Genomic DNA, 25469 nt, shown 5'->3' on the forward strand with positions numbered 1-25469 from the left:
GTCACCCCGCGGCCAGCCTGCCCATCTCGGACACCACGGTGCGCAGCCGCTCGGCGAGGTCCTCCCGCGACGTCACCGCGAACCGGTGCGCGACCTCGATCATCGCCGCCATCACGAGCGTGACCGCGGTCCGCGCGCGCCCGTCGTCCGCGCGCTCCGTCGCCGCCGCCACGATCTCGATCCGGGCGTCCGCCATCCACTGGAGCATCGTCGGGACCATCTCCGGCCGGGCCTCCACGAGGGCCTTCATGCGCCGGCGGTCCTCCGGCAGGGTCACGGTGCTGGCGACGAGCTCGCACAGGTCCGCGACGAGGGGACCCCGAGCGGCGGTGAAGGCCGCGCGGGCGTCGGCCGGGACGGTCGTGGCGGGCAGGCCCAGCGCCGCGTGACCCTTCGACGGGAAGTAGTTGAAGAACGTGCGGGACGAGACGCCCGCCGCCCCGCAGATCTCCTCGACGGTGACGCCGGCCAGCCCGTGCGCGGTGACGAGGTCGAGCGCGGCGCCGTGGATCGCGGCGCGCGTCTGCTGCTTCTTCCGCTCGCGGAGCCCGCACTCGGGTCCGGCGACGACGGGGCCGGGGCCGCCCGCGGGAGTGCGGGCGGCTCCGGTCGGCTCAGTCGCCCGAACGGCCGTGCTGGACACGGATCGACCCGGTGGTCGGAGCGGTCGGCGAGCCCATGGTGTCCGCGGCAGCGACCGCCTGGAGCTCGAGGTCGTCCGCGGTGCCCGCCGTGTCGGCCTGCTCCTGGAGCGCCGAGCTCTTCCGGAGCGGCGGCGCCTTGAAGAACCAGCTGAGGACGAAGGCGAGGAGGATCACCGCGAAGCCCACCCAGTAGACGGTCACGGCCGACGTGTTGAACCCGGTCATGAACGGCCGCGTGAGGGCTGCGTCCGCGCCGTTGAGGTACGAGGTGTCGCTCGTCTCGGAGCTGCTGCTCGAGCTGTTCGCGTCCGCCCGGTCCTCGATCGTGCTGGAGAGCTTCGGGGTGAGCTGGTCGACCCAGTACGAGCGCTGGGAGGCGTTCGACCAGTCGACGGAGACGGTGCCGTCCTGGACGGTGGCGTGCGCCTCGTCCGCGACGGCGGCGAGGGCCTGCTGCTCGGCGGCGGGGGTGGCCGCGGCGACCTGCTGGTCGATGACCTGCTGCGCTGCGGCGGCGGGTACCGCGCCCGCGGCGACCTGCTGCTGGACGGCGGCGGTCACCTGCTTCGTGACCGCGGCGTCGGCGGCGCCCTTCGCGTCGGAGGACGCCGTGTCCAACTGCTGCTGCACGGACTTCTGGACCGGCTCGATGATCGGGTTCCAGATCTGGTCCATGACGCCCTGGTTCGCCTTCGCCGACGCGACGGTCGGGTTCAGCGCGGCGTCGAGCGCGGACGACAGGTTCGCCTTGTCCGCGGTGGCCTGCAGGATGTTCGTCGGCATGATCGAGAACAGCACGGAGAGCAGCACCGCGGTGCCGAGTGTGCCGCCGATCTGGCGGAAGAACGTGGCCGACGACGTCGCCACACCCATGTCCCGGGGCTGCACCGAGTTCTGCGACGCCAGGGTGATGCTCTGCATGAGCTGACCGAGGCCGAGCCCGATGAGGAACATGCCGATCATGAGGAACCAGAGCGGCTTGTCGATCGTCATGAACGTCAGGACGACGTACCCGAGGGAGACCAGCGCGGTGCCGATCACCGGGAAGATCCGGTACTTGCCGGTGCGGGCGACGATCTGCCCCGAGGCGATCGACGCGATCATCAGACCGCCGATCATCGGGAGCGTGGCGAAGCCGGACTCGGTGGGGGTCAGCCCGGTGACGATCTGCAGGTAGAGCGGAATGGTCAGCATGGCGCCGAACATCGCGAAGCCGACGAGGAAGCCCAGGCCGGTGGCCATCGAGAAGACGCCGGAGCGGAACAGCTTCAGCGGGATGATCGCGTCGTCCTTCATGAGCGACTCGATCACCAGGAACGCGACGAGTCCGACGCCGCCGAGCACGTAGCAGGCGATGGCGCCGACCGAGCCCCAGCCCCAGGTGCGGCCCTGCTCGGCAACGAGGAGCAGCGGCACGAGGGTGACGATCACCGACGTGGCGCCCCACCAGTCGATGCGCGGCTTCGCCTTGGCGTCGCCGAACTTCGGCAGGTGCAGGAACGCGATCACCATGATCAGCGCGCCGACGCCGATCGGCACGTTCACGAGGAAGACCCAGCGCCAGCCGGTGATCCACAGGATCTGGTCCGCGCCCGAGAACAGGCCGCCGATGAGCGGGCCGATCACGGACGAGATGCCGAACACGGCGAGGAAGTACCCCTGGTACTTCGCACGCTCGCGGGGGGCGAGGATGTCGCCCATGATCGCGAGCGGGAGGGACATGAGCGCCCCGGCACCGATGCCCTGGAACGCACGGAAGGCGGCGAGCATGATCATCGACGTCGACAGGGTGGACAGCAGTGACCCGAGGATGAACACCGCGATGCCGAAGATGTAGAGCGGCCGCCGACCGAACACGTCGGAGAGCTTGCCGTAGATCGGCGTCGAGATGGTCGACGCGATGAGGTACGCGGTGGTCACCCAGGCCTGCTGGTCGAGCCCGTGCAGGTCGTCACCGATCGTCCGGATCGCGGTGCCGACGATCGTCTGGTCGAGCGACGACAGGAACATGCCCGCCATCAGGCCGTAGATGACGAGGAGGATCTGCCGGTGCGACATGATCGGCTTCGCCGGCGCAGACGCCGACGCGACCTGCCGCCCGCGCTGCACCTCGACCGGTGCGGTGGCAGTGGACATGCGGTTCCCAACTCTCAAACTTGCAGATCACGCAACTTTACACCCTCAGCACCTTTGCTACCAATGCATGTTTGCCATCATGCACCGTCTGTGTACGGCTTCTCAGCTAGCGTGACGGCATGGGGCGGATGACCTGGCACGAGATCCCGAGCAGCCTGCGCGCGCGGATCGAGGACGCACTCGGCGCTCCGGTCGTGCAGACCGAGAGCCAGGCGTCCGGGTGGTCTCCCGGCAGCGCCGACCGTGTCGTCACCACCGACCGGCGTCGCGCGTTCGTGAAGGCCCTCGCTCGGTCGCGGAACGGCGACGGCATCGACCTGCACCGTCGAGAGGCGCGCGTGGTGGGCGCGATCCCGCCGGGTGTGCGGTCCCCCGGGCTCGTCGCCGTGTTCGACGAGGTGCACGACGGCGACGAATGGGTGGCGCTCGTCCTCGACGACGTCGACGGCCACCACCCCGGAGCCGACCGGGACGGGCGCGACACCACGGCGGTGCTCGACGCGCTCGCCACCCTGCCACGTGCGACGGGCGTACTCGCGTCCCTCCCCCGGATGACGGACGAACTCGGCGACGAGTTCGGCGCGTGGGACCGGATGCTCGCATCCGGCCTGCCGAGCGTCGTCCCGTCCGCCGTCGCGTCCGCCGCGGAGCGGCTCGCGGACGCCGCCCGCGGGGCCGTCGCCCTCGTCGACGGGGACCACCTCGTGCACGCCGACTGCCGCGCGGACAACCTGCTGGTCGACCGGGAGCGGCGGGTGTGGATCGTGGACTGGCCGTGGGCGGGCGTCGGTGCGCGCTGGCTGGACCCGCTCACCTACCTCCTCGACGTCCTCGTCCGGGGCGAGGACGACGACGTCGACCACCACCTGCTCACCCACCCGGTGTTCGCGGGCGTCGACGCCGCGGCGGTCGACGCCGTGCTCGCCGCGCTGGCGGGGCTCTTCCTCGAGAAGGCGGCGCGTCCGGCTCCACCGAACATGCCGACGATCCGTGGGTTCCAGCGCCGGGAGGGCGTCGCCGCCACCGAGTGGGTCCTGCGACGGTGGGCGCAGCACGACGGTGCGGGCGCCGAGGGGGACGACGCACCCAGGGTCGGCGCACCCCGGGGCGTACCGTCCACGCCATGACCGACGAGCACCAGGCCACCCGTCCCGAAGACGACGCCGCACGCCTCGGGCTCGTCGTCGTCGGTGAGGCAGCAGCGCTGCACGCCGGCGACGACGCTTCCCTCGACGCGAGCGAGCAGAACATCCGCGAGACCGTCGACAGCATGGTCGACGAACCGCTGACGGACCGGCAGGAGGAGGTCGTGGAACGCCTCGCCTCCGCCGGGGGCACGCTCACGGCCGGTCTCGGCGGGGCCCTCGCGGCCCGGTCGGACCGGAGCGTGGACGACGTGCTCGCGGGGGCGGCCCGGAGCGTGGTCCAACAGCAGCGCCTGTCGCAGGAGCGCGAGGACGCCGACCACCAGGAGCGCCACCGTGAGGACGCCGACCACCAGCAGCGCGAGGACGCCGGTCACCAGCAGCGCGACCGCTCGGACGACGAGGGGCGCGGCGAGGCCTGAACCCCACCGCGCCCGTCGGCGCGCGGCTCACTCGGCGGCCGCGGTCTCCTGTTCCCGCGCCACGGCCCGTGCTGCGGCCTGACCCGTCGTGGTGCTCTTCACGATGTCGCTCAGCGTGAAGCCGGCGGTCGTGCCGAGCAGCGCGTCGACCTCGCTGAACTGGCTCACCACGCTCTTCGACAGCGACCCGGCACCGTCGGAGGAGACCACGGTCAGCTTGTCGATGTTGCTCATCGGAGCGGCGAGCTCGCGGGCGATGCTCGGCAGCGTCTCGATGGCCTTGACCCGGAGGACGGCCTCGGAGTGCTGCGCCAGCGCGTCGGCCTGGGCCTTCGTCGCGTCGGCCTCCGCCTGACCCTTGGCGCGGATCGCGTCGGCCGCTGCTTCGCCCTCGGCTCGGGAGGCGTCGGCGGCGAGCTTGCGGGCGTCCGCCTCGGCCTTCGCCTCCGCCGCGACGGCCTCGGCGGAGATCCGTCGGGCCTCCGCCTGCGCACGTGCGGTCTCGACCTGGGCACCGGCGGCCGCTTCGGCCTCGAGGCGGGTCTTGCGCGCAGCGGCCTCGGCCACGGCGGTGACCTCCGACTCGAGTTCGGCGCGGCGGAGCTCCGCACGCTTCTGCGCGGTCAGCTGCTCCTGCTCCACGACGCCCTGCGCGGCACGGGCGTGGGCGAGCGGACCGGCGGCGGCGGCCTCGGCCGCGGCGCGGTCGGAGTCGAGCTGGAGCGCTGCCCGTCGGATCGCGAGCGCGTTCTCGGCCTCGGCGATCGCCTGGTCGGCGCGGGCGCGGGCTTCGCGGGCCTCACGGTCGGCCTGCGCCTCCGCGTTCTCGGCCTCGAGCCGCACCCGTGCCCGCTCGGCACGGCCGAGGTCGCTGATGTACTCGTTGCGATCCGAGATGCCCTTGATCTCGAACGAGTCGACGTCGAGCCCCTGGCTGTGCAGCGCGTCCTTCGCGACGTCGAGCACGGCGACCGTCAGCTGGTCGCGGTTGCGGATGATGGTCGACACGTCGGTGGCACCGATCGAGGCGCGGAGCGAACCCGACAAGACCTCCCGTGCGAAGTCGTCGATCTTCTTCTCCTGGCCGAGGAAGCGCTGCGCCGCGGCCCGGATGGACGCGTCGGCTTCGCCGACCTTGACGAGCGCCACCGCTTCGACGTCGATGGTGACGCCGCGGGAGTCCTGCGCGTTCACGTTGATGTCGATGGCCCGCGAGCTGAGGGACAGCTTCGCGACGCGCTCGAAGAACGGTCGGACGAGCACGCCGGCGCCGAGGACGACCTTGATGCCGGACTCGACGGTCTCGGTGCCGTCGGCGTTCTTCACCTTGCGCGACCGTTTGCCGGTGATGATGAGCGCTTCGTCGGCGCCGGCGTTGCGGTAGACGAGCTTGGCGTAGACGAGCGCGACGACCGCGACGACGACGACGCCCACGATGACCAGCGGGACCGCTCCGAGTGCGAACAGGACTTCCATGGCTCCCCCTCGCGGATCCGCTCGGCGGGTGCCGGACCGAGATTCCGCATGTGTTGTTCTGTCCGCTCAGCCTACTGGTCGGCACCGACGGACGGGAGGCACGGTGCCAGCTGGCACCGTGCCTCCCGTCCGTCAGGTGGGCGCGTCTAGCGCGCGTCGACCGTGGCGCGCCACCAGTCGTCGAAGGGAGTCGCCGGCACCGCGCGCTTGTGCGCGGTCGCGCGGTACCGGGACTCGATCGCCTCCGCGACCTCGTCCGGCACGTCGTGCCCCTGCAGGTATGCGTCGATCTCGGCGTAGGTCAGCCCGAGGTTGGCCTCGTCGGTCTGGCCGGGGAGGTCGTCGAGGAGGTCCGCGGTCGGGGCCTTCTCGTAGAGGCGCGCCGGCGCGCCGAGGTGCTCGAGGACCTGCCGGCCCTGGCTCTTCGTGAGTCCGGTGAGCGGGGTGAGGTCGACGCCGCCGTCGCCGTACTTCGTGAAGAAGCCGGTCACGGCCTCGGCGGCGTGGTCGGTCCCGACGACGAGGAGCCCGCGCTCCCCGGCGACCGCGTACTGCGCGACCATCCGCATCCGGGCCTTGGCGTTGCCCTTCACGAAGTCGCTCAGCTCGACGCCGGAGGCCAGGGTGTCCTGCACGACGCCGTCGACGCCGTGCTCGATGTTCACCGTGATGCCGGGCTCGGCGCCGATGAACTGCAGTGCGAGCTGCGCGTCCTCCTCGTCGGCCTGCACCCGGTACGGCATCCGCACGGTGGTGAACGTCGCGTCGTGCCCGTCGGCACGCAGGGACTCGACGGCGAGCTGCGTGAGCTTGCCGGCGAGGGTGGAGTCCTGTCCGCCGCTGATCGCGAGGAGGTAGCCCTTCGCGCCGGTGGTCAGCAGGTAGTCGCGCAGGAACCCGACCCGGCGGTCGATCTCCTGCTGCGGGTCGATGGTCGGCTGGACGTCGAGGTCCGCCGCGATTTCTGCTTGGAGTTCACGCACGCTGCCAGTATCCCCCCGGACCGCCCTCAGCGGACAGGGGTCGTCCGGCCGGGGTGGATGGTGTTCTCGTGGTCGGCGCCGATCGCGCACGTGCACACGACCGACAGGGTCTCGGACGGCTCGCGTGTCAGTCGGAAGCGTTCGACGTGGGGCGGCCCGACGTGGCGGTCGAGCGGGTGGGTGTCGTGGTCGTGCACGGTGCTCCTCACGGGTGCGGTTCGATGGTGCGACGAGGTGGCCGACGACGAGGCCGGGGTCGTGTCGTGGTGCCGGCCGGACCGCCGTGCCGGGGCGTCGGCCGGACCGGCGTGCCGGCGTGCGGGGGCGCAGGGCGGACCGGAGTTCCGGGGCGGTGCGCCGGTGCGGCGGTGATGTGGTCACCGCCGCACCGTCGCGGGCGTGGTGACGATGCACGCCCCGCCACACCGGTGTGGGAGGCGGCGACCCGAACACGCCGCCTCCCGGGAGGGCGTGGGTGCCGGTCCCCCGACCGGCACCCACGCGGGTCGGACGTCGGTCAGGCCGTGTGGCGCAGCCGGCGTGCGAGGAGCGTGCCGCCGCCCGCGGCGAGCAGCAGGCCGGCGATCACCATGATCGGCAGGAGCTCCGCGCCGGTGTAGGCGAGCGATCCACCGGGACCGGTACCCGCACCGCCGCCGGTGCCGGGGCCGCCGGCGCCGCCGTCACCGGGGCCGCCCGGGGTGCCCGGGGTGCCAGGGTCGGTCGGGTCGGTCGGGTCCGTCGGGTCCGTCGGGTCGACCAGGGCTGCGGCGACCACGAAGGTCACCGAGTCCGGGTCGCTGGTGAGCCCGCCGATGGTCTCCACCGCGACGGCCTCGTGGTCACCGACGGCGACGTCCGGGAACGTCACGGTCCACGTGCCGTCCTCGTCCGTGACCGTCGACTGCGTGCCCGCGTCATCGCCGTCGAGCGTGACGTCGACGTCCGAGCCGGGCTCCGCGGTGCCCGTCACCGGGACGTCCGTGGTGTCGTCGGCGGTCGGGACGGTGGTGGAGCTGCCGTCCTCGGGGTCCGTGATGGCGATCCCGGCGAACGGGTCGGCCTGGACGGTCGCGGTCGCGATGTCCACCGTCGCCGCGTCCAGGGCGGGGAGGAGCGCGATGCGCACCGCGCGCACCGTGGTGGCGCCGGTCGCGTCGCCGTCCGGGTCGCTGAACGCCGGGGCGGTCTGCGAGTTGATCGTGATCGCCACGAGCTGGTTCAGCGCGTCGAGCAGCGGGTCCAGTGCGGTGACGACGTCCTCGAGCGTGGTGAGGAGCGTGGCGACCGTGTCGGACACGAAGTCCTCGGGGACCGCACCGCCGACCACCGTGGTGATCGCCGGGAGCACCCCGTCCGTCACGACCGCGTCCAGGGCGGCCGTGAGACCGAGCGTGTCCAGGGCCTCGAGCGCGCCGGTCCCGGTGATCGCGACCTCGGGGTCGGTCGTCGACGTCCCGAGCAGCGCGCCGACCGTGGTGTCCACGGTGATGTCGAGCCCGGCAGTCGCGAGGACGACCGTCGCGTCGGTGCTGATGTCCACGGAGACCGTCGCCGCGTCGAGGGCGTCGGTCAGCGCGGTCGTCAGCAGGGCGGGCACCTGGTTCGTCAGGATGTCCGCGATCGACGCCTCGATCTGCGCGTTGATCGTCTCGCTGGCGAGGAGGCGCGTGTTCGGCGCGAGGTCGTTCAGCGTGTAGAGGTCGGCGAGGTCGATCGTGACCGTCCCGGTCGAGAGGTCGATCGTGACCGCGCCGGAGGTGAGCGGGGCCGCGGTGACCGAGGACACCGCCTGTGCGAGGTCGACGTCCGCCGTGACGGTGGCCGTCGTGTCGCCGACCGTGATCCCGGGGACGATGCCCAGCGCGTCGGCGAGGTCGTCGGCGACCGCGCCCGTGAGGCCGGCCGTCACACCGTCGGCGCTCAGCGCGGCTTCGAGTGTGGTGCTCGAGGCGTCCAGGGCCGTGTCGAGCTGACCGACGAGCGCGGCGACCGCGGGGCTCACCACGGACACGTCCGCGCTTGCCACCTGGTAGTCGGTCGTGACGTCGGCGCCGTCGAAGGTGCGGGTCGCCTCGGCCCGGGCGGACAGTGCGCCGAGGTCGACCGAGGCGTCGCTGACGACACCGTCGAGGTCGAGCCCGTCGAGCAGCGGCGTGAGGTCCACGCTCGCCCCGGTGCCCGGCGCGCCGACCTGGATCGCCCCGTCGCCGGTGATCGCTCCGGCGGATGCGACGGCGTCGGTCGTGGAGGTCGCGGAGTACTGCCCGGCGACCCCCACGTCCACGAGGCCGTTGGACCCGAGCAGCTGGATGCCGTTCGGCGCGTTCACACCGATGCTGTTCAGGACGGTGAGGTCGAGCGGGTTCGACCCGCCGTCGGCCGGGCCGCCGGGAGCGGTCGCCGCGTAGGACCCGGCGAGCGCCGCGATCGTGTCGAGGTCGACGGTGCCGCTGCCCGCGAGCAGTCGGCCCTCGGCCTGGGTGGCGTCGGTGGCGGCGGCGTTCGCGGGGAGCGCCGCACCGCCGATGATGACCGCGGCCACGGTGGCCGTGGCGCCCGCGCGCAGCGCGAAGCGTGTTGCTGTGGATGGCATTGTGCCTCTTCCTCCGGCGGATCCCTCCGCCGCTGATCCATCCCCGGTCGGTTGGTCCGGGGATCCGACGAGACCGCTGGTTGGGCGGTCCCGGAGTCACGTGTGCGCGTCGAGCTGCGCGCGGACGGGCTACCGGAAGGCGTCACCCCCGTGGACGGGGAGCGGGATGCCGGCGCTCACGCTGGAACGCGCGCTGTGCGCGGTCGCGGAGTCGTTCCGGTCCATCCCTGATCCCCCTCGGGTGAGCACGGCGACGCCGTCGTGCTGAGGACTGAGCGCGGGTGGTTGGTCCGCGTTCCTGAACAACCTACAAGGCATCACCGTGCACCTGGCGATACCCCCGTTCGGGGGCCGCGGGTGAACGGTGCGGGATCGACGACGGCCGTCGCGCGTCGTCGAGCCGGCGACCTGACCACCGGACGGGAGGCGCGGGACGGCGCCGCCAGGAGCCTCCCGTCGGACGGTGCGCGCATGGGCGCGGGGTGCTGCGTGATCGGTTGCGCGGTCTGCGGTGCGCCCGGCGCTCAGCGCAGCGGCGGCTGGGTCGCGACCGAGACGCCGACCGCGGACGCGACGGTCCGGACGACCTGGTGGAGTTCCTCGCCGCGCAGGTGCTTCGGGAACCCGAACACGACCCGGTAGGCGGGGACGTCGAAGGACACCGGCGCGTTCGGGTCGCCCGCGAGCACCCGGATCGCGTCCACGCGGCCGAACGCGTACCGACCGACGGCCTTCGCGTCCCCGCTCGCCACCGAGACGAGCGCGGGACGCGGGATGCCGAGCAGGAGCGTCGGCGTGGACCCACCGGAGTAGAGCCCGATGCCGTTGCCGTCCGCGACGAGCGTGGCGTACCCGCGCCGGGGCACCGCCGTCTGCGGCAGCCCGAGCGCGCCGGCCGCCCAGGCGATCTGCTTGCCGAGGTCCCTGCTCAGGAGCACCGGGACGAGGTGCGCTCCCGGGTGCCGGGCGGCCAGGGCCTGCTCACGACGCCGGGTGTGTGCGTGGTAGCCGAGGTTGACCAACTCGACGATCACGAAGGCGAGTGCTGCGAACCCGAGCAGGCTCAGCACGATGCCCTCGGTGCTCATCCCCTCCTCGTGCTCCCGGTACGCCAGGAAGCCGAAGCGCAACACCAGGTAGCCCACCAGGACGACCACACCGATCGCGCCCCCACGGCGCCGTCCGTTGTTCCCCATCGGGCCAGACTAGGGCGATCGCGAACCCGGTCCCGGGTTGCTGCACGGTCCCTCAGTCACGGCGGACCCGGAGCCCGTCGAGGAGCACACGCACCATCGGGTTCGGCGCGCCGTCGGCCGCGGGCACTCGGTGGCTGAGGTCGCCGATCGCCTGCAGGAGCTCGACCGCGTCGACGTCGCTGCGGACCTCCCCCGTGGCGATCGCCGCGTCGAGGAGCTCCCGCACCACGTGCCCGAGCCGGTCGACGAAGTACCCCGGCAGGGCGTCGAACGCCGCATCGCCGGAGTGCAGCGCCGCCGAGAGCCCCTGCTTCGTCGCCACGAACCGTGTGAACCGGGCGACCCAGCGGTCGAGGGCCTCCCCCGGCGGGTACTCGGCGCGCAGCCGGTCGGCCTCGGCGGCCGTGTCGTCGATCTCCGAGGTGAAGACCGCGGCGACGAGGTCCGCGCGCTGCGGGAAGTGCCGGTAGAGCGTGCCGACGCCGACGCCGGCCTCGGCGGCGACCTCGCGCACGGGAGCGTCGACGCCGGAGCGGGCGAACACCGTGCGGGCAGCGTGCAGGATCGCGTCCACGTTCTGGCGGGCGTCGGCCCGGAGGCGTCGCGGTTCGACGGTCGGCACTGCGCACCCCTTGCGTAAGCGGAACAACGTTCCGTACAGTCCTCAACAGCGGAACAACGTTCCGGATACGAGACTACAGGAGACGGCCACGCAGTACCGCACACTCGGGCGCACCGGCATCACGGTGACGCCCTACGCACTCGGCGCCATGATGCTGGGCCGGTTCGGCAACCCCGACCGGAGCGAGGGCGTCCGGATCATCCACCGGGCACTCGACGCCGGCATCAACGTCATCGACACCGCGGACCGCTACGCCGACTCCGAGGAGGTCGTCGGCGAAGCACTCGCCGGACGACGCGACCAGGTCGTGCTCGCCACGAAGTTCCACGGGCCGGTGGACGACGACGTGAACCACCGCGGAGCCTCGCGCCGGTGGATCGTCCAGGCCGTCGAGCGGTCACTCCGGAACCTCCGCACCGACCACATCGACCTCTACCAGCTGCACCGCCCCGACCCGGCGACGGACATCGACGAGACCCTCTCGGCGCTCACCGACCTCGTCCGGCAGGGCAAGGTCCGCGCGATCGGCAGCTCGTCGATGCGCGGATCCGAGATCGTCGAGGCGCAGTGGGTGTCGGAGCGACGCGGGTTCGAGCGGTTCCGCACCGAGCAGCCGAACTACTCGATCCTCGATCGCGAGATCGAGCGCGAGGTCCTCCCCGTCGCCCAGCGGTACGGCATGGGGACACTCGTCTACAGCCCCCTCGCGGGCGGCTCGCTCACCGGGCGGTACCGTGCCGGGCAGGCGAACGACGAGTTCCGCGCGGGCACCGGCATGCGGCACTTCCGCGATGAACGACGACTGGCCGCGATCGAGCAGCTGATCGCCTTGGCCGACGAGACCGGCATCCGGCTGACGCACCTGGCGATGGCGTTCACGATCGCGCACCCGGGGGTGACGTCGGCGATCGCCGGGCCCCGCACGATGGAGCAGCTCGAGGACACCCTGGCCGGGATGGACGTGGTGCTCTCCGACGAGGTGCTCGACCGGATCGACGCGATCGTCCCGCCGGGCGAGAGCATCGGCGCGATGGACATGGTGTACCGCGGGCCCGAGGTCGGTTCCCCTGCGATGCGCCGTCGGCCCGAGGCCGAGCGAGCCGCCGCCTGACACTGACCCTGGTGCTGGTGGTGCCCCTGGAGGGACTCGAACCCCCAACCGTTTCCTTAGGACGGAACTGCTCTTCCATTGAGCTACAGAGGCTGGCGCGACCACTCTAGCGGCAGTCGCCACACGGCGGACGGGAGGCGCGGTGCCAGCCCGCACCGCGCCTCCCGTCCGTCTGCTGCGACAGCAGCGTCCGCCGCTACGCGGCCATCAGGAACTCGTCCCAGTCGGCCTGCGGCCGCTCGATGCCGCGCACCACCCACGATGCCCCGTGCGGTGCCTTCGGTCGGAAGCGCAAGTGCCACCCCATCTCCTGCGGGGTGCGGTCGCCCTTGGTGTTGTTGCACGCCAGGCAGCAGGCGACGAGGTTCTCCCACGAGTCCTGCCCGCCGCGGGACTTCGGCTGGACGTGGTCGATCGTGGTGGCGTGCCGGTCGCAGTAGGCGCAGCGGTTGGCGTCACGGCGAAGGACACCGCGACGCGAGACGGGCACGAGTCTGGAGTGCGGGATGCGCACGTACCGCGTGAGGACGATGACGGACGGTCGGTCGTAGGTCGACGTCGACCCCGTCACCGGGTGGTCGAGGTCGGCGGCGACGATGGCGGCCTTCTGGTTCATGACCAGCACGAGGGCCCGTCGGAACGAGATCACCGCGAGGGGCTCGTAACCGGCGTTGAGGACGAGAGTGCGCATGGGTTCCCTTCCGACGTGCCTGGACGGCTTCCAGGCGGTGCGGGTGCGCCGGACCAGGGCGTCGCGCAGGTGACCGTCGCTCGCGCGCACGGCCCCGGAACCACGAAGAGCACCACCCGGATGGGCAGTGCTCTCGTCATGACGGGGCGTGCTCGTGCACGCAGGCGGTGGTCGACCATATGTCGACGTGCGCGCGCCGACCCATGGTGCGGGTCGTGCGGAACGCTGACATGAGGTCTCCCTGCTCGCAGCCGAAGGGCCGGTGCAGCGTCAGGATACGTCGGAAACCGGCCCGGCACGAGGGTGTGCGGGCCGGTTCCGGCGATGTTCACGGGTTCGACGCACGGGCGTCGCCCGGGGTGGGGTACAGCGGAGCGTGCGCCGGCGTCAGATCCCGAAGCGGACGATGTGGTAGTCGCTGGTCCAGATCGGACGGATCGAGACGGACCCGCCGGGCTTCGGCGCGTCCATGATCATGCCGTTGCCCATGTAGAAGCCGTCGTGCGCCTCGTTGTTGAAGATGACGACGTCGCCGGGCTGCGCCTCGGACTCGGGGATCGTGGTGCCGGCCTGGTCCTGGAGCGGGACCGAGTGGGCGAGGTTGATGCCGTACTGCGCGTACACGAACATGACGTAGCCCGAGCAGTCGAAGCCCGACGGGTCGGCGCCGCCGAAGACGTAGGGGGTGCCGATGTACTGCTTCGCGGTGGCGACCACGGCGGGCAGGGAGAACGGCGTGTCCGCGGCGGTCGAGCTCGCGACGTAGTCGGCAGCACTCGGGCCGGAGTAGGAGGCGTACTGCGAGGCGGTCGCGGCGCGGGCCTTCTCCGTCGCGGCGGCCTGCTTCGCGGCAGCGGCTGCTTCGGCGGCGGCCGACGCGGCAGCCTCGGCCTCGGCCTTCTGGTCCGCCTCGGCGTCGAGCGTCGACTGGGCGGTGGCGCCGAAGCCGTCGCGGCTGGTGCCGGCGAGGGCGACTGCGTCGGACACCGAGAAGTTCTGCTCGCCGGTCGTGCGCGCCTGCCGCTGGGCGGCGGCCGCGGCGTCGGCGGGTTGCTGGGTGGAGGCGAACGCGGCGGGGACGGCCATGGTGCCGAACATCCCGGCGGCGACGGTCAGGACGACCGGGGCGAGGAAGCGGCGCTTGCGGGCGCTCGAGCTGGCCTTCGCGCGGTCGGCACGAGCGGCCTCTTGGGCGGCACGACGGCCGCCGGGGAGCGGGGCGGTCTTGACCGACTGCGGGGCAGCAGCACGGCGCGTCGGCTGCGGGGCGGCAGCGGCGCGGGTCGACCGTCGGGTGGCGAGGGCGTCAGCGGTGTTCGTCGGGTTCGCGGTCTGGTCGTCCGCGGCGGAACCGTTCAGCGTCAAGGGTGGTGTCTCCGGCGCCTCGTCACCACCGTCCGGCAGTGGCCGGACCGTGGAACCCCATCCGTTCGTCATCGTTTCCGATCGAGGCAGGAGACGGGCTCGAGACGTCCTGCCACGGGTTCCCGGGTTCGGTGTCAGCCCGGGGACTCGACGAGTGTACGTGGCCGTCGTTACCTTGTCGAGACGAAACCGCCCCTTTGTAACGAATCGGTAAAGACGAGTTCCGGTCAGCCGTCGCTGCGCTCGATGTACACGTGCTGCGCGACCTCGCTCGGCAGCTCGATGCCGGAGTCCTCGCCGTCGACGCGGACGGCCACGTAGGCGCCGGCGCGCTGCACGCTCGCGACCCGACCGGGCATCACCCCGGCGGTGCGCAGCTGGTGCAGGAGTTCGGGCTCGAACTGGACGGGCTCGCCCAGGCGTCGAATCGTGCCCGTGGCGACCGCGTCGGTGCCCTCCGTCGCGGCGACGATGTTCTGCACACCGTCGAGGAAGCCGCCGGCGTCGGGGCCGCCGATCTCGGCGAGACCGGGGATCGGGTTGCCGTACGGCGACTCGGTCGGGTTGCCGAGCATCTCGAGCAGCCGGACCTCCACCTGCTCGCTCATGACGTGCTCCCAACGGCAGGCCTCGTCGTGGACGAACGCCCAGTCGAGCCCGATGACGTCGGAGAGCAGCCGCTCGGCGAGCCGGTGCTTCCGCATGACGTGCGTCGCGCGGGACCGTCCCTCGGTCGTGAGCTCGAGGTGGCGGTCACCCGAGACAACCACGAGGCCGTCGCGCTCCATGCGGGCGATGGTCTGCGAGACCGTGGGACCCGAGTGGCCGAGGCGCTCCGAGATGCGGGCGCGCAGCGGGATGATCGCTTCTTCCTCGAGGTCGAGGATGGTGCGCAGGTACATCTCCGTGGTGTCGACGAGATCGGTCACGGTCCGCCTCTCATGTCCGGGTCCAGCCACCCTACTTGTTCACGGTGACACGGAGGGACCAACGCTTGCACGGGTCAAGGAATGCCCTGGGATACCGCGCCGGTAGGATCGCTCCATGGCAGACATCGTCATCCCAGCCGACCTCCTCCCGACCGACGGACGCTTCGGCTGCGGCCCGTCCAAGATCCGTGGCGCACAGCTCGAGTCCCTCGTGACGCGGGGAGCGACGATCCTCGGGACCTCCCACCGGCAGAAGCCCGTCAAGGACCTCGTCGGCAGCGTCCGGCAGGGCATCGCCGACCTCTTCCAGGTGCCCGACGGCTACGAGGTCGTCCTCGGCAACGGCGGGTCGACCGCGTTCTGGGACGCCGCCGCGTTCGGGCTGATCGAGCGTCGCGCCGAGAACCTGTCGTTCGGCGAGTTCGGGTCGAAGTTCGCCATGGCCGCTGCCGCTCCGTGGCTCGAGGCACCGCACGTCGTCGAGGCGCCGGGCGGGTCGCTCGCCGCGCTCGAGCCGTTCGAGGGCGTCGACGTCTACGCCTACCCGCACAACGAGACCTCGACCGGCGTCATGGCACCCGTGGTCCGCGCGGACGGCGACCCCGGCGCGCTGACGGTGGTCGACGCGACGAGCGCCGCCGGCGGTGCCGCGTTCGACGTCGAGGCCACGGACGTGTACTACTTCGCGCCGCAGAAGAACTTCGCCTCGGACGGCGGGCTCTGGCTCGCGCTGTTCTCCCCCGCCGCGATCGAGCGGGTGGAGCGCATCGCCGCGAGCGACCGGTACATCCCGGAGTTCCTGTCGCTGCAGAACGCCGTCGACAACTCCCGGTTGAACCAGACGCTGAACACCCCGGCGCTCGCGACCCTGCTGCTCCTGGACGACCAGGTCCGCTGGATCAACGAGTCGGGCGGCATCGCCTGGGCCGACGCCCGGACGAAGCAGTCCTCGGGGACGGTCTACGACTGGGCGGCCTCGGTCGACTTCGCGACGCCGTTCGTGAGCGAGCCGTCGCACCGGTCGCAGGTGGTCGCGACGATCGACCTCGACGACGCGGTCGACGCGAAGGCCGTGGCCGCGACGCTCCGCGCCAACGGCATCGTCGACACCGAGCCGTACCGGAAGCTCGGGCGCAACCAGCTGCGCATCGCGACCTTCACAGCGATCGAGCCGGGCGACGTCGCGCAGCTCACCAAGGCGATCGAGTACGTGGTGGGCGAGCTGTCGCGCTGACGCACGGACGGGCGGGAGGCGCGGTGCCAGCTGGCACCGCGCCTCCAGTCCGTTGCCGGTCCGGTCAGGACCGGTGGTGGTCCGGGTCGACCTCGCTCGCGTCGAGCCGGTCGACCTCGAGGTCCTCGTGCGGGTCGACGGGGTGGACCCGCTGCGCCCGACGCCGCCGCGCGCGCGGCGGTGCGACCGGCTCCGGCTCCGGCTCGTCCTCGTCGGCCGTGTCGTCGAGCTCGTCGACGTCCACGCCGTCGAGGTCGTCGTCGTCCGACTCGCTGAGGTCGTCCTCGTCGGCGTCGAAGTCGTCGTCATCGTCGTCCGACTCGTCGTCGTCCGCGTCGTCGTCGTCCGGGTCGTCGTAGTCGGCGTCCTCGTCGAGGTCGTCGTCGTCCGACTCGTCGTCGTCCGCTTCGTCGTCGTCCGCTTCGTCGTCGTCCTCGGGCCCGTCGGACTCCTGCGCCGCGCGGTACTCCGCCAGGCGCTCGGACCACGGCACCCACTCCGGCGCGACGAGCGAGCCGTCGCCGGGCATGAGCTCGACCTCGAGCACCGTCGGGTCGTCCTCGCCGATCTTCGCCACCGAGACGGTCCAGCGCCAGCCGGGGTAGCCCGGCATGCGGTTGGCGAAGCGGAGCGAGACCGTGTCGTCGCCCTCGTCCACGGCGTCGACGAACGCACCGACGGTCGAGTCGGGCGTGACCTCGAGCAGGGCGGTGCGCGCCAGGCGCTCGTACTCGTGCGTGGGCATCAGGCGTCCAACTGGTCGGCGACGTGGCGGAGGATCGCGGCGAGGCGCTCGCCGTTCTTCGGGTAGCGACCGTGCCGGAGGTCACCGCTGATGCGATCGAGCTCCTTCACGAGGTCCTCGACGATCACGGCCATGTCGTCGGCCGAGCGGCGGGACATCTTCGCGAGCGACGGCTGCGGGTCGAGGAGCCGCACGGACAGCGCCTGCGAGCCCTTCTTGCCCTGGACCACGCCGTACTCGAGCCGCGAGCCGGCCTTCACCGTGGTGACGCCGTCCGGCAGCGAGGACGCGTGCAGGAAGACCTGGTCACCGTCGTCGCCGGTGATGAACCCGAACCCCTTCTGGTCGTCGTAGAACTTGACCTTGCCGGTGGGCATGCGTGGACTCCTCGTGGTCGTGGAACGGCCGTGGTGCGTCGGATATCCTGGGTCGATGGCCAAGCCGACCCGATCCACCGGGACCCCCCGCGCCGCAGCGGACCCCTCGGTGACGTTCAATCGTACCGAACGCGTACTCGGGTTCATGGTCGGGGGCATCTTCATCGCAGCCTTCCTGTGCCTCGCCGCCGTGATCGTGATGTGGCTCACGGTTCCCAGCGCGGGAGCGTCGATGCCGTGGCCCGTCGTCATGGCGATCCCGCTGGTCGGTCTGCCGATCGGCATGCTGCTCCTGTTCGTGCTCCTCGGCGTCGTCTGGACGCGTCGGGCCCGCGAGAACCGGACGTCTCGCTGAGGACCCGGACCCGGCACGGAGCGGACGGACGATGACGACCACCGCCGACCTCGCCGCCCGCCTGCGGGCGATGCCCGACGACGCCCTCGAGCGGCTCGTCGTGGCCCGTCGACTGCCCGCGGCGGCCCTCGCCGAGTCCGGTCCGCAGCACGTCGCCGACTTCTTCGACCTGGCGGAGGCGCTCCGCACCGACGACGCGGTCGACGCGGCCATCGAGCACCTGCCCCGTGCGGCCCTCCTCGCGCTGCGCGACGGCGGTGACCCAGCGGCGCTCGCCCCGGCGGTCGAGCTGGGTCTCGCGGACGCGGACGGCGGCGTGGACGACGCGGTGACGGACCGCCTCGCGGCCCACCCGGACGTGGTGGACGCGGCGGACCGGCCTGGAGGCACGCCTCCTGCCCGCCCCGCGGCGCCCGTCGACGACGACACGGCCCGGGCGACCGGCGCGGAGCACGCCTTCTCGACGATGACCGTGCTCGCCGAGCTCCTCCACGCCGTCGACGCGGGCGAGGTCCGCGAACTCGTCAAGGGCGGTATCGGCACCCCGCTCGCGAAGACGCTGGGCGAACGCCTCGGCACCGCACCCGAGGTGGTGTCGGACCGACTGGCGCTCCTCCGGCGCACGGGTCTGGCGTCGCTCGACCAGGGCACGTGGAGCGTGTCCGGACCGGGCCACGCCTGGCTCGTCGCACCGTGGCCGGACCGGTGGACCACGATGGTCGCCGCCTGGCGCGCCTCGCTCGACCCCGCCGTGGGCGAGGTCCTCGAGCTGGCCGGGCCCGACTGGCACGACCTCGTCGCGACCGGCCGCTGGGCGTACCCGGCCGGGGCGCGGTGGCTCGACGCCGAGCTCCTCACCGTCGCCGGCACGGGCGCAGTGCTCGGACTCGCGGTCGACGGCGTCCTCACCACGACCGGCGCCGCGCTGCTCGCCGGTGGCGCGGACGCCGGCGCTCGGGCGGCCGCCGACCTGCCCGACACCGTCCCCGGGGTGTACCTGCAGCACGACCTCACCGTGATCGCACCGGGGCCGCTCGCACCGGCCGACGACGCGGAGCTGCGGGCCGTCGCGACCCTCGAGGCGCCGGGGCTCGCCGCGCGGTACCGGATCTCGGAGGAGTCGCTCGCCCGGGCGTTCCGGGCCGGCCTCGACCGCGACGCCGTGCTGGGGAGCCTCGAGCGGCTCTCCGTGTCCGGCGTGCCGCAGCCGCTCGCCTACCTCGTCGACCAGGTGGCCGAACGGGACGGCAGCATCGTGGTCGACCTCGGCGTGGGCGGCGTCGGTTCCGTCGTCCGCGGCACCGCCGACCAGCTCGACCTGATCGGCGTGGACGCCGAGCTCCGGCAGATGTCGTGGGACCGGCCCGACCTCACCACGCTGACCACCCGCTACCCGGCGCAGGTGGTGCACACGGCGCTCCGCGACGCCCGGTACCCGGCCGTGCTGACGACCGCAGCCCAGGCGACCGTGGCGGCCGCGCCTCCCGTCCGCCGCGCAGCTGGACGCGACCCGCGTGACGCCGCACGGGCGCTCGTGGAGCGGCTCCGCCTCACCACCGAGCGCGCGGAGGGCGAGCCCGAGCAGGAGTGGCTCGGTCGCCAGATCGACCTCGCGGTCCGCGGCCGGACCCCGATCCGGCTCACGGTGCGCATGCCGGACGGGACGGAAAGACCGTTCTCGATCGTGCCGACGTCGGTGGCCGCCGGTCGGGTCCGCGGCAAGGACACGACGGTCGACGTCGAACGGACCCTGCCGCTCTCCCTCGTCGTGGCTGTGGAGAGCGACGCCTGATCCACACCCCGGCCGGCGCGCAGGCGGAGCGCCTAGGCTGATCCGTCATGAACGGACCGCTGATCGTGCAGAGCGACCGCACGGTGCTCCTCGAGGTCGCGCACCCCGACGCGGAGGACGCGCGCCACGAACTCGCCGTCTTCGCGGAGCTCGAACGCGCGCCCGAACACGTGCACACGTACCGGATCACCCGGCTCGGCCTGTGGAACGCCCGCGCGGCCGGACACGACGCCGAGGCGATGATCGACACGCTCGAGCGGTTCGCGAAGTTCCCGGTCCCGCAGAGCGTCACGGTCGACATCCGCGACACCGTCTCGCGGTACGGGCGACTCGTCATCCGCCGCGAGGAACGACCGGACGCCCCGGCGATCGCGAACTCCCCGGGCGAGGAGCTCGAGCGCCAGCCGATGTTGCTCCTCACGGCGACCGACCCGACGATCCTCGCCGAGGTCACCCGGTCCAAGCGCATCAAGCCGCTCCTCGGCGACCAGCGCTCCCCGAACGAGATCGAGCTGCAACCGTGGGCCCGCGGACAGGTGAAGCAGGAGCTCGTGAAGCTCGGCTGGCCCGCGGAGGACCTCGCCGGCTACACCCCCGGGCAGCCGCACGCGATCGACCTCGAGACCGCCGACTGGCACCTGCGGCCGTACCAGGAGCAGGCGGTCGACACGTTCTTCGCGCAGGGCTCCGGCGTCGTCGTGCTCCCCTGTGGTGCCGGCAAGACGCTGGTCGGAGCCGGGGCGATGGCGACCGTCAAGGCCACCACGCTCATCCTCGTCACGAACACCGTGTCGGCGCGGCAGTGGCGCTCGGAGCTGCTCCGCCGCACCACCCTCACCGAGGACGAGATCGGCGAGTACTCGGGCTCGGTGAAGGAGATCCGCCCGGTCACGATCGCGACCTACCAGATCCTCACCGCGCGCCGGAGGGGCGAGTACACCCACCTGTCGCTGCTCGACGCCCTCGACTGGGGCCTCATCGTGTACGACGAGGTCCACCTGCTGCCCGCGCCGGTGTTCAAGCTGACCGCGGACCTGCAGGCCCGCCGCCGCCTCGGGCTGACCGCCACCCTCGTCCGCGAGGACGGGCGGGAGGGCGACGTCTTCTCGCTCATCGGCCCGAAGCGGTACGACGCCCCGTGGAAGGAGATCGAGGCGCAGGGCTACATCTCCCCCGCCTCGTGCTTCGAGGTGCGCATCGACCTCCCGCACGGCGATCGGCTCGAGTACGCGGCGTCCGGCGACGACGAGCGGTACCGGCTCGCCGCGACGACCCCGGCGAAGACCCCGGTCGTCCGTGAGCTCATCGAGAAGCACCGCGGCGAGCAGATCCTCGTGATCGGCCAGTACATCGACCAGCTCGACTCGCTCGCCGAGTCCCTGGACGCGGCCGAGATCACCGGAGCGACCCCGGTCGACGAGCGCGAGCGGCTCTTCCAGGCGTTCCGCACCGGGGCGATCGACGTGCTCGTCGTGTCGAAGGTGGCGAACTTCTCGGTCGACCTGCCCGACGCGACGGTGGCGATCCAGGTGTCGGGGTCGTTCGGCTCCCGGCAGGAAGAGGCACAGCGCCTCGGGCGACTCCTCCGGCCGAACAAGGACGGCCTGCCTGCGTCGTTCTACACGCTCGTCACACGGGACACCGTCGACCAGGACTTCGCGCAGAACCGACAGCGGTTCCTCGCCGAGCAGGGCTACTCGTACACGATCCTCGACGCCGACCAGGTCGCTGCGGCCGCGTAGCGGCCACGTCGCGACGGCGATCGATCGACGGCCTGGAGGCGCGGTGCGAGCCCGCACCGCGCCTCCAGGCCGCCCCGTGCTCACGTACGCACCGCTCACAGCAAAGCCACAAGGAACGGTCAGAAGATGGGCTCATGAGCGATGGCCCCAAGATCCTGATCGTCGATGACGAGCCGAACATCCGCGACCTGCTGACGACCTCCCTGCGCTTCGCCGGTTTCGCCGTGCGTGCCGTGGGCAACGGTGCGCAGGCCATCTCCGCCGTGCTCGAGGAAGAGCCGGACCTCATCATCCTCGACGTCATGCTCCCGGACATGAACGGCTTCGGCGTCACCAAGCGCCTCCGGTCGTCCGGCTACACCTCGCCGATCCTGTTCCTCACCGCGAAGGACGACACCGAGGACAAGATCACCGGCCTCACGGTCGGCGGCGACGACTACGTCACCAAGCCGTTCTCGCTCGACGAGATCGTCGCCCGGATCAAGGCCATCCTCCGTCGCACCATGAACGACGAAGAGGACGCGATCATCCGCGCCGGCGAGCTCACCATGGACCAGGACACGCACGAGGTCACGATCGGCGACGCGCAGATCGAGCTCTCGCCGACCGAGTTCAAGCTGCTCCGCTACCTCATGCTCAACCCGAACCGGGTGCTCTCCAAGGCGCAGATCCTCGACCACGTGTGGGAGTACGACTTCAACGGCGACGCGGGCATCGTCGAGTCCTACATCTCGTACCTCCGCCGCAAGCTCGACCAGTACTCGGCCGAGCCGGTCATCCAGACCAAGCGCGGGTTCGGCTACATGCTCAAGGCGGCCAAGGCCTCCTAGGCGCAGTTCTTCACGGCGGCCGTCCGGTTTCACCGGGCGGTCGCTGTCTATCGTTGGGGCAGCATGCACACGCGAATGAGCCGCTGGTGGGACGGGATCTCCCTCCGCACCAAGATCACCGGGATCACGGTGCTCCTGGTGGCGCTCGGGCTGCTCGTCGCGGGGCTCGGCACGATGACCGTGCTCTCGACCTACCTCATGCTCCAGCTCGACAACAGCGTCAAGCAGACGACGGAGCAGCTCGAGGGTCAGAACATCAGCGACGGCGAGCAGTACTGCAAGGTCTCGGTCGTGCTGTCGCAGAGCGTGTACGTGGCCGCGTTCGACGACTCCGGCAACCAGATCTGCCAGACGAAGGCGTCGAGCCGGCCGGCGATCACCGGGTCGGAGCTCGCCCGGGCCGCGCAGAGCTCGGACCGCATCACCCTCTACGACGCCCAACACGACCACGAGTGGCGCGCGCAGGTCATCCCGGCGTCGCTGCAGAACCGCTCGGACGGCGTCACGAACACCGGCTACGTGCTCGTGGCGGTGTCGAGCGCCACGGCGGACCAGACGATCCTCCGCTTCACGGTCATCTTCCTGTTCTTCGGCATCGCGGTGATCCTGCTCGGCGCGATGCTCACGCGCCTGCTCGTCACCGCGACGTTCGACCCCTTGCGCGACGTCGAGGACACTGCTGCGCGCTTCGCGGCCGGCGACTTCAACCAGCGCCTCGAAGCGGACACCCCGAACACCGAGGTCGGGCGTCTCAACCGCTCCCTGAACGCCATGCTCGAGCGCATCGACACCGCGTTCGAGGACCGCGAGCGCACGATCGACCAGATGCGTCGGTTCGTCGGGGACGCCTCGCACGAGCTCCGGACGCCCCTGGTGTCCCTCCGCGGGTACGCCGAGCTGTACCGCATGGGCGCCCTCCGCAAGGAAGAGGACGTGGCGCAGGCGATGGAGCGCATCGAGAAGGAGGCCCAGCGCATGGGGCTCCTCGTGCAGGACCTCCTGCAACTCGCGCGCATCGACGAGTCGAAGCCGCTGGAGCTCGGTCCGGTCGACCTCGTGTCGATCGCCCGCGACTCGGCACTCGACACCATGGCGTCGAACCCCGACCGCGAGATCCAGGTGCTCGTCGAGGACAGCGTGACCGGCGAGAGCGTGCCGCAAGTGGTCCGGCCGGCACCCACGTCCCCGGGCTCGCCGTTCGGGGAGACCGGGGAGGTCCCGGAGGCCTCGGGGCCGAGCTCCGCGAACACGACCGGTCCGATCGCGTTCTCCCGCCAGACGATCGCGCGACTCCGGGCTCGACGCAGCCGGGCCATGAGCTTCGACGCGGCACCGAGCGACGAGACGACACCGCTGCCCACGGTCGTGCTGCCGAAGCGCCCGCCGATCGTCCTCGCCGAGGAGAACAAGATCCGGCAGGTCGTCACCAACCTCATGGGCAACGCAATGCGCTTCACGCCGTCGGACGACCCCATCGAGCTCGGCATCGGGGTCGACGAGGAGCGCGGGATGGCGAACATCGACGTCATCGACCACGGGGAGGGCATCCCCCCGCAGCTCCGCGACAAGATCTTCCAGCGGTTCTGGCGGGCGGACACCTCGCGAGCGCGGGACACCGGCGGCTCTGGGCTGGGGCTCGCGATCGTGTCGGGCATCGTGCAGGCGCACCACGGGTCGGTCGAGGTGTTCGACACCGAGGGCGGCGGCGCCACCTTCCGGGTGTGGCTCCCCCTGCTCCCCCGCGACTGGACGCCCCCGGCGCCCGAGGACGCCGCCCCCGCCGCCTGACGCGCTGCCGCGGCAGCGCTGCCGCGGCCGCGCTGCCGGCGCCCGCTGCGCTGCCGACGCCCGAGCGGTCACGACACCCCGCGCCGAACCGCCGCGCGGTCACGAATCGTCGCTGTGGATGAGCCGAAGCGACCGAACGTGACCTCTTGCCCGCTGCCACGCGGTGCGTCGTGACCGCTGCGGAACGGCAAGCGATCTCGATCACAGGGCGGCACCCTTCGCGACGAACGCCTGCCGTAGTCGTTCGAACAACACCGCGGGCCGGACCGCATCGGCCGCCGTCGCGTGGATGACGGTCCAGTCGTTCACGACGAACCCGTTGTCCCGCCGCTGATCGTGCTGGAAGACGTCCCGCTCGCGATGATGCTCGCCGTCGTACTCGAGCGCGATCCTGAGTCGCGGCCAAGCGAGGTCGACTCGCCCGAGGAAAGCACCCGTGGCGTCGTGCACGTCGATGTTGAGTTCCGGCTCGGGGAAGCCTGCCTCGATGACAGCGATCCGCATCCATGTCTCCATCGGCGACTCGCAGCCCACCCGCACCAGTTCGACCGCACGTCGAGCCGCGACAGCGTGCGGGCTGCCCGGACGGATCGCGCGTCGGAGGTCGTCGATCGTGGCCAAGCCCGCTCGTCCGACCATGTGATCGCCGACCGCGACCAGCGCCATGCGATCGATCACGCCAGCACACTCGAACCACGCGGACGCGGGAGCGCTCAGACGGAGGCCGTTCAGGACACGCACCTCCGCGGACACAGCTCGATGCGCGACGACACCGGGGCGCCGCATCCGGAGCGTCCCGACGGTCGTCACGTGCACGCGTCGATCGTCCTGCACCGCGCGCGGGAGCGGAGCACCCCACAGTCGTGCCGCGGTGACGTGGCTGAAGTGCTGATCGTCTCGCATGACGATCGCGATCGCCGACACGAAGTCGTCGGAGCCGGCGGGCGCGCGGACACCCCGAGTCGGCCGCTCGAGGTCTGATCGCCGGAGACGTTCACTGTTCACGCCCGCGGCGAGGGCGTCACCGGTGCGGAAGACTGCCGCATCGAATTCTGGTGGGAGTTGTCGAGCTCGGCGCATGTTCCGATGCTCACGAGTTCGCCGACCAGTCGAGCGTGCCTGCCTTCCGGTGTGGAGAACGACCGTGCTTCTCAGGGATGTGCAGGAGCCAGACTGCTTGGTGCCCGAGTTCTGTCCGCCAGCACGGGGTCGCGACTCCCCGGGTGGATCGTGTCGCTCGGTCACGAACAGTCGCTCGGGGCGCGCGATACCGACACTTCGTGACCGACG

The 25469-nt window shown here is 71.7% G+C and carries 23 protein-coding genes and 1 tRNA gene; 9 read left to right on the forward strand and 15 right to left on the reverse strand.

What is annotated here, in order from left to right; translation table 11 throughout:
* Position 1: 1 nt before the first annotated feature.
* Both MON03_RS14695 and MON03_RS14700 read right to left on the reverse strand, forming a co-directional pair.
* Positions 2 to 643, reverse strand: a complete 642-nt coding sequence (locus MON03_RS14695; RefSeq protein ID WP_242089133.1) for a TetR/AcrR family transcriptional regulator — start codon at positions 641 to 643, stop codon at positions 2 to 4.
* Entirely contained in the window at positions 615 to 2780 is a 2166-nt protein-coding gene (locus tag MON03_RS14700; protein ID WP_242089135.1) for an MDR family MFS transporter, read from the reverse strand. The genes MON03_RS14695 and MON03_RS14700 overlap by 29 nt, the downstream gene beginning before the upstream one ends.
* Positions 2781 to 2899: 119 nt before the next feature.
* Between MON03_RS14700 and MON03_RS14705 the strand changes: the two genes are divergently transcribed.
* Both MON03_RS14705 and MON03_RS14710 read left to right on the forward strand, forming a co-directional pair.
* The gene (locus MON03_RS14705) at positions 2900 to 3907 is read left to right on the forward strand and encodes a phosphotransferase (RefSeq protein WP_242089137.1); all 1008 of its coding nucleotides are present in this window, start codon (positions 2900 to 2902) and stop codon (positions 3905 to 3907) included.
* Positions 3904 to 4347: a hypothetical protein gene (locus MON03_RS14710; protein WP_242089142.1), complete on the forward strand. Its 444-nt coding sequence runs from the start codon at positions 3904 to 3906 to the stop codon at positions 4345 to 4347. Before MON03_RS14705 ends, MON03_RS14710 begins: the two co-directional genes overlap by 4 nt.
* A gap of 27 nt (positions 4348 to 4374) precedes the next feature.
* Here MON03_RS14710 and MON03_RS14715 read toward each other — a convergent pair whose 3' ends face one another.
* The 6 genes from MON03_RS14715 to MON03_RS14740 form a co-directional block, all read right to left on the reverse strand.
* Positions 4375 to 5823: an SPFH domain-containing protein gene (locus MON03_RS14715; protein WP_022903483.1), complete on the reverse strand. Its 1449-nt coding sequence runs from the start codon at positions 5821 to 5823 to the stop codon at positions 4375 to 4377.
* Between the two features lie 146 nt (positions 5824 to 5969).
* A complete protein-coding gene (gene nadE / locus MON03_RS14720; protein WP_242089144.1) occupies positions 5970 to 6806 on the reverse strand; it encodes an NAD(+) synthase in 837 nt (278 codons plus the stop codon).
* A gap of 26 nt (positions 6807 to 6832) precedes the next feature.
* Positions 6833 to 7003 carry a hypothetical protein gene (locus MON03_RS14725; RefSeq protein WP_175327286.1) on the reverse strand — a complete coding sequence of 57 codons (171 nt, stop codon included), beginning with the start codon at positions 7001 to 7003 and terminating at the stop codon, positions 6833 to 6835.
* 320 nt (positions 7004 to 7323) lie between these two features.
* Positions 7324 to 9402: a choice-of-anchor G family protein gene (locus tag MON03_RS14730; protein ID WP_242089145.1), complete on the reverse strand. Its 2079-nt coding sequence runs from the start codon at positions 9400 to 9402 to the stop codon at positions 7324 to 7326.
* A gap of 524 nt (positions 9403 to 9926) precedes the next feature.
* Complete coding sequence (locus MON03_RS14735) at positions 9927 to 10598, reverse strand: hypothetical protein (protein WP_175327288.1); 672 nt, start codon at positions 10596 to 10598, stop codon at positions 9927 to 9929.
* 52 nt (positions 10599 to 10650) lie between these two features.
* On the reverse strand, positions 10651 to 11220 hold the full coding sequence (locus MON03_RS14740) for a TetR/AcrR family transcriptional regulator (protein ID WP_022903476.1): 570 nt from the start codon (positions 11218 to 11220) through the stop codon (positions 10651 to 10653).
* Between the two features lie 148 nt (positions 11221 to 11368).
* Between MON03_RS14740 and MON03_RS14745 the strand changes: the two genes are divergently transcribed.
* A complete protein-coding gene (locus MON03_RS14745) occupies positions 11369 to 12331 on the forward strand; it encodes an aldo/keto reductase (protein WP_242089148.1) in 963 nt (320 codons plus the stop codon).
* 18 nt (positions 12332 to 12349) lie between these two features.
* Here the strand turns inward: MON03_RS14745 and MON03_RS14750 are convergent.
* The 4 genes from MON03_RS14750 to MON03_RS14765 all read right to left on the reverse strand — a co-directional run bounded on the left by MON03_RS14750 (position 12350) and on the right by MON03_RS14765 (position 15316).
* A tRNA-Arg gene (locus tag MON03_RS14750) sits at positions 12350 to 12424 on the reverse strand.
* A gap of 103 nt (positions 12425 to 12527) precedes the next feature.
* Positions 12528 to 13022: an HNH endonuclease gene (locus MON03_RS14755; RefSeq protein WP_022903474.1), complete on the reverse strand. Its 495-nt coding sequence runs from the start codon at positions 13020 to 13022 to the stop codon at positions 12528 to 12530.
* 387 nt (positions 13023 to 13409) lie between these two features.
* Positions 13410 to 14387: a C40 family peptidase gene (locus MON03_RS17390; RefSeq protein WP_175327290.1), complete on the reverse strand. Its 978-nt coding sequence runs from the start codon at positions 14385 to 14387 to the stop codon at positions 13410 to 13412.
* A 227-nt stretch (positions 14388 to 14614) separates the two neighbouring features.
* Positions 14615 to 15316 carry an iron-dependent transcriptional repressor DtxR gene (locus MON03_RS14765; RefSeq protein WP_175327291.1) on the reverse strand — a complete coding sequence of 234 codons (702 nt, stop codon included), beginning with the start codon at positions 15314 to 15316 and terminating at the stop codon, positions 14615 to 14617.
* Positions 15317 to 15431: 115 nt separating this feature from the next.
* Here MON03_RS14765 and serC point away from each other — a divergent pair, with 115 nt between their 5' ends.
* Positions 15432 to 16550, forward strand: a complete 1119-nt coding sequence (gene serC, locus MON03_RS14770; RefSeq protein ID WP_242089150.1) for a phosphoserine transaminase — start codon at positions 15432 to 15434, stop codon at positions 16548 to 16550.
* A 64-nt stretch (positions 16551 to 16614) separates the two neighbouring features.
* On the opposite strand, the gene MON03_RS14775 is transcribed toward serC, so the two are convergent.
* Entirely contained in the window at positions 16615 to 17295 is a 681-nt protein-coding gene (locus MON03_RS14775; RefSeq protein WP_242089152.1) for a DUF3027 domain-containing protein, read from the reverse strand.
* Positions 17295 to 17672, reverse strand: a complete 378-nt coding sequence (locus MON03_RS14780; RefSeq protein ID WP_022903469.1) for a cold-shock protein — start codon at positions 17670 to 17672, stop codon at positions 17295 to 17297. The genes MON03_RS14775 and MON03_RS14780 overlap by 1 nt, the downstream gene beginning before the upstream one ends.
* Before the next feature lie 55 nt (positions 17673 to 17727).
* On the opposite strand from MON03_RS14780, the gene MON03_RS14785 reads away from it, so the two are divergent.
* The 5 genes from MON03_RS14785 (at position 17728) to MON03_RS14805 (ending at position 24179) form a co-directional block, all read left to right on the forward strand.
* A complete protein-coding gene (locus MON03_RS14785; RefSeq protein WP_242089154.1) occupies positions 17728 to 18027 on the forward strand; it encodes a hypothetical protein in 300 nt (99 codons plus the stop codon).
* A gap of 31 nt (positions 18028 to 18058) precedes the next feature.
* Positions 18059 to 19819: a helicase-associated domain-containing protein gene (locus MON03_RS14790; RefSeq protein WP_242089156.1), complete on the forward strand. Its 1761-nt coding sequence runs from the start codon at positions 18059 to 18061 to the stop codon at positions 19817 to 19819.
* Between the two features lie 47 nt (positions 19820 to 19866).
* Positions 19867 to 21561 (forward strand): DNA repair helicase XPB, encoded by a 1695-nt coding sequence (locus MON03_RS14795; RefSeq protein WP_242089159.1) that lies wholly within the window; start codon positions 19867 to 19869, stop codon positions 21559 to 21561.
* A gap of 134 nt (positions 21562 to 21695) precedes the next feature.
* Entirely contained in the window at positions 21696 to 22391 is a 696-nt protein-coding gene (locus MON03_RS14800) for a response regulator transcription factor (RefSeq protein WP_022903465.1), read from the forward strand.
* Between the two features lie 75 nt (positions 22392 to 22466).
* Positions 22467 to 24179, forward strand: a complete 1713-nt coding sequence (locus MON03_RS14805) for a sensor histidine kinase (protein WP_242089161.1) — start codon at positions 22467 to 22469, stop codon at positions 24177 to 24179.
* Positions 24180 to 24380: 201 nt separating this feature from the next.
* On the opposite strand, the gene MON03_RS14810 is transcribed toward MON03_RS14805, so the two are convergent.
* Positions 24381 to 25424, reverse strand: coding sequence for a hypothetical protein (locus MON03_RS14810; protein ID WP_242089163.1), 1044 nt, complete (start codon positions 25422 to 25424; stop codon positions 24381 to 24383).
* Positions 25425 to 25469 lie beyond the last annotated feature (45 nt).

It is taken from the genome of Curtobacterium sp. DN_7.5, assembly GCF_022655355.1.
Classification (GTDB): domain Bacteria; phylum Actinomycetota; class Actinomycetes; order Actinomycetales; family Microbacteriaceae; genus Curtobacterium; species Curtobacterium luteum.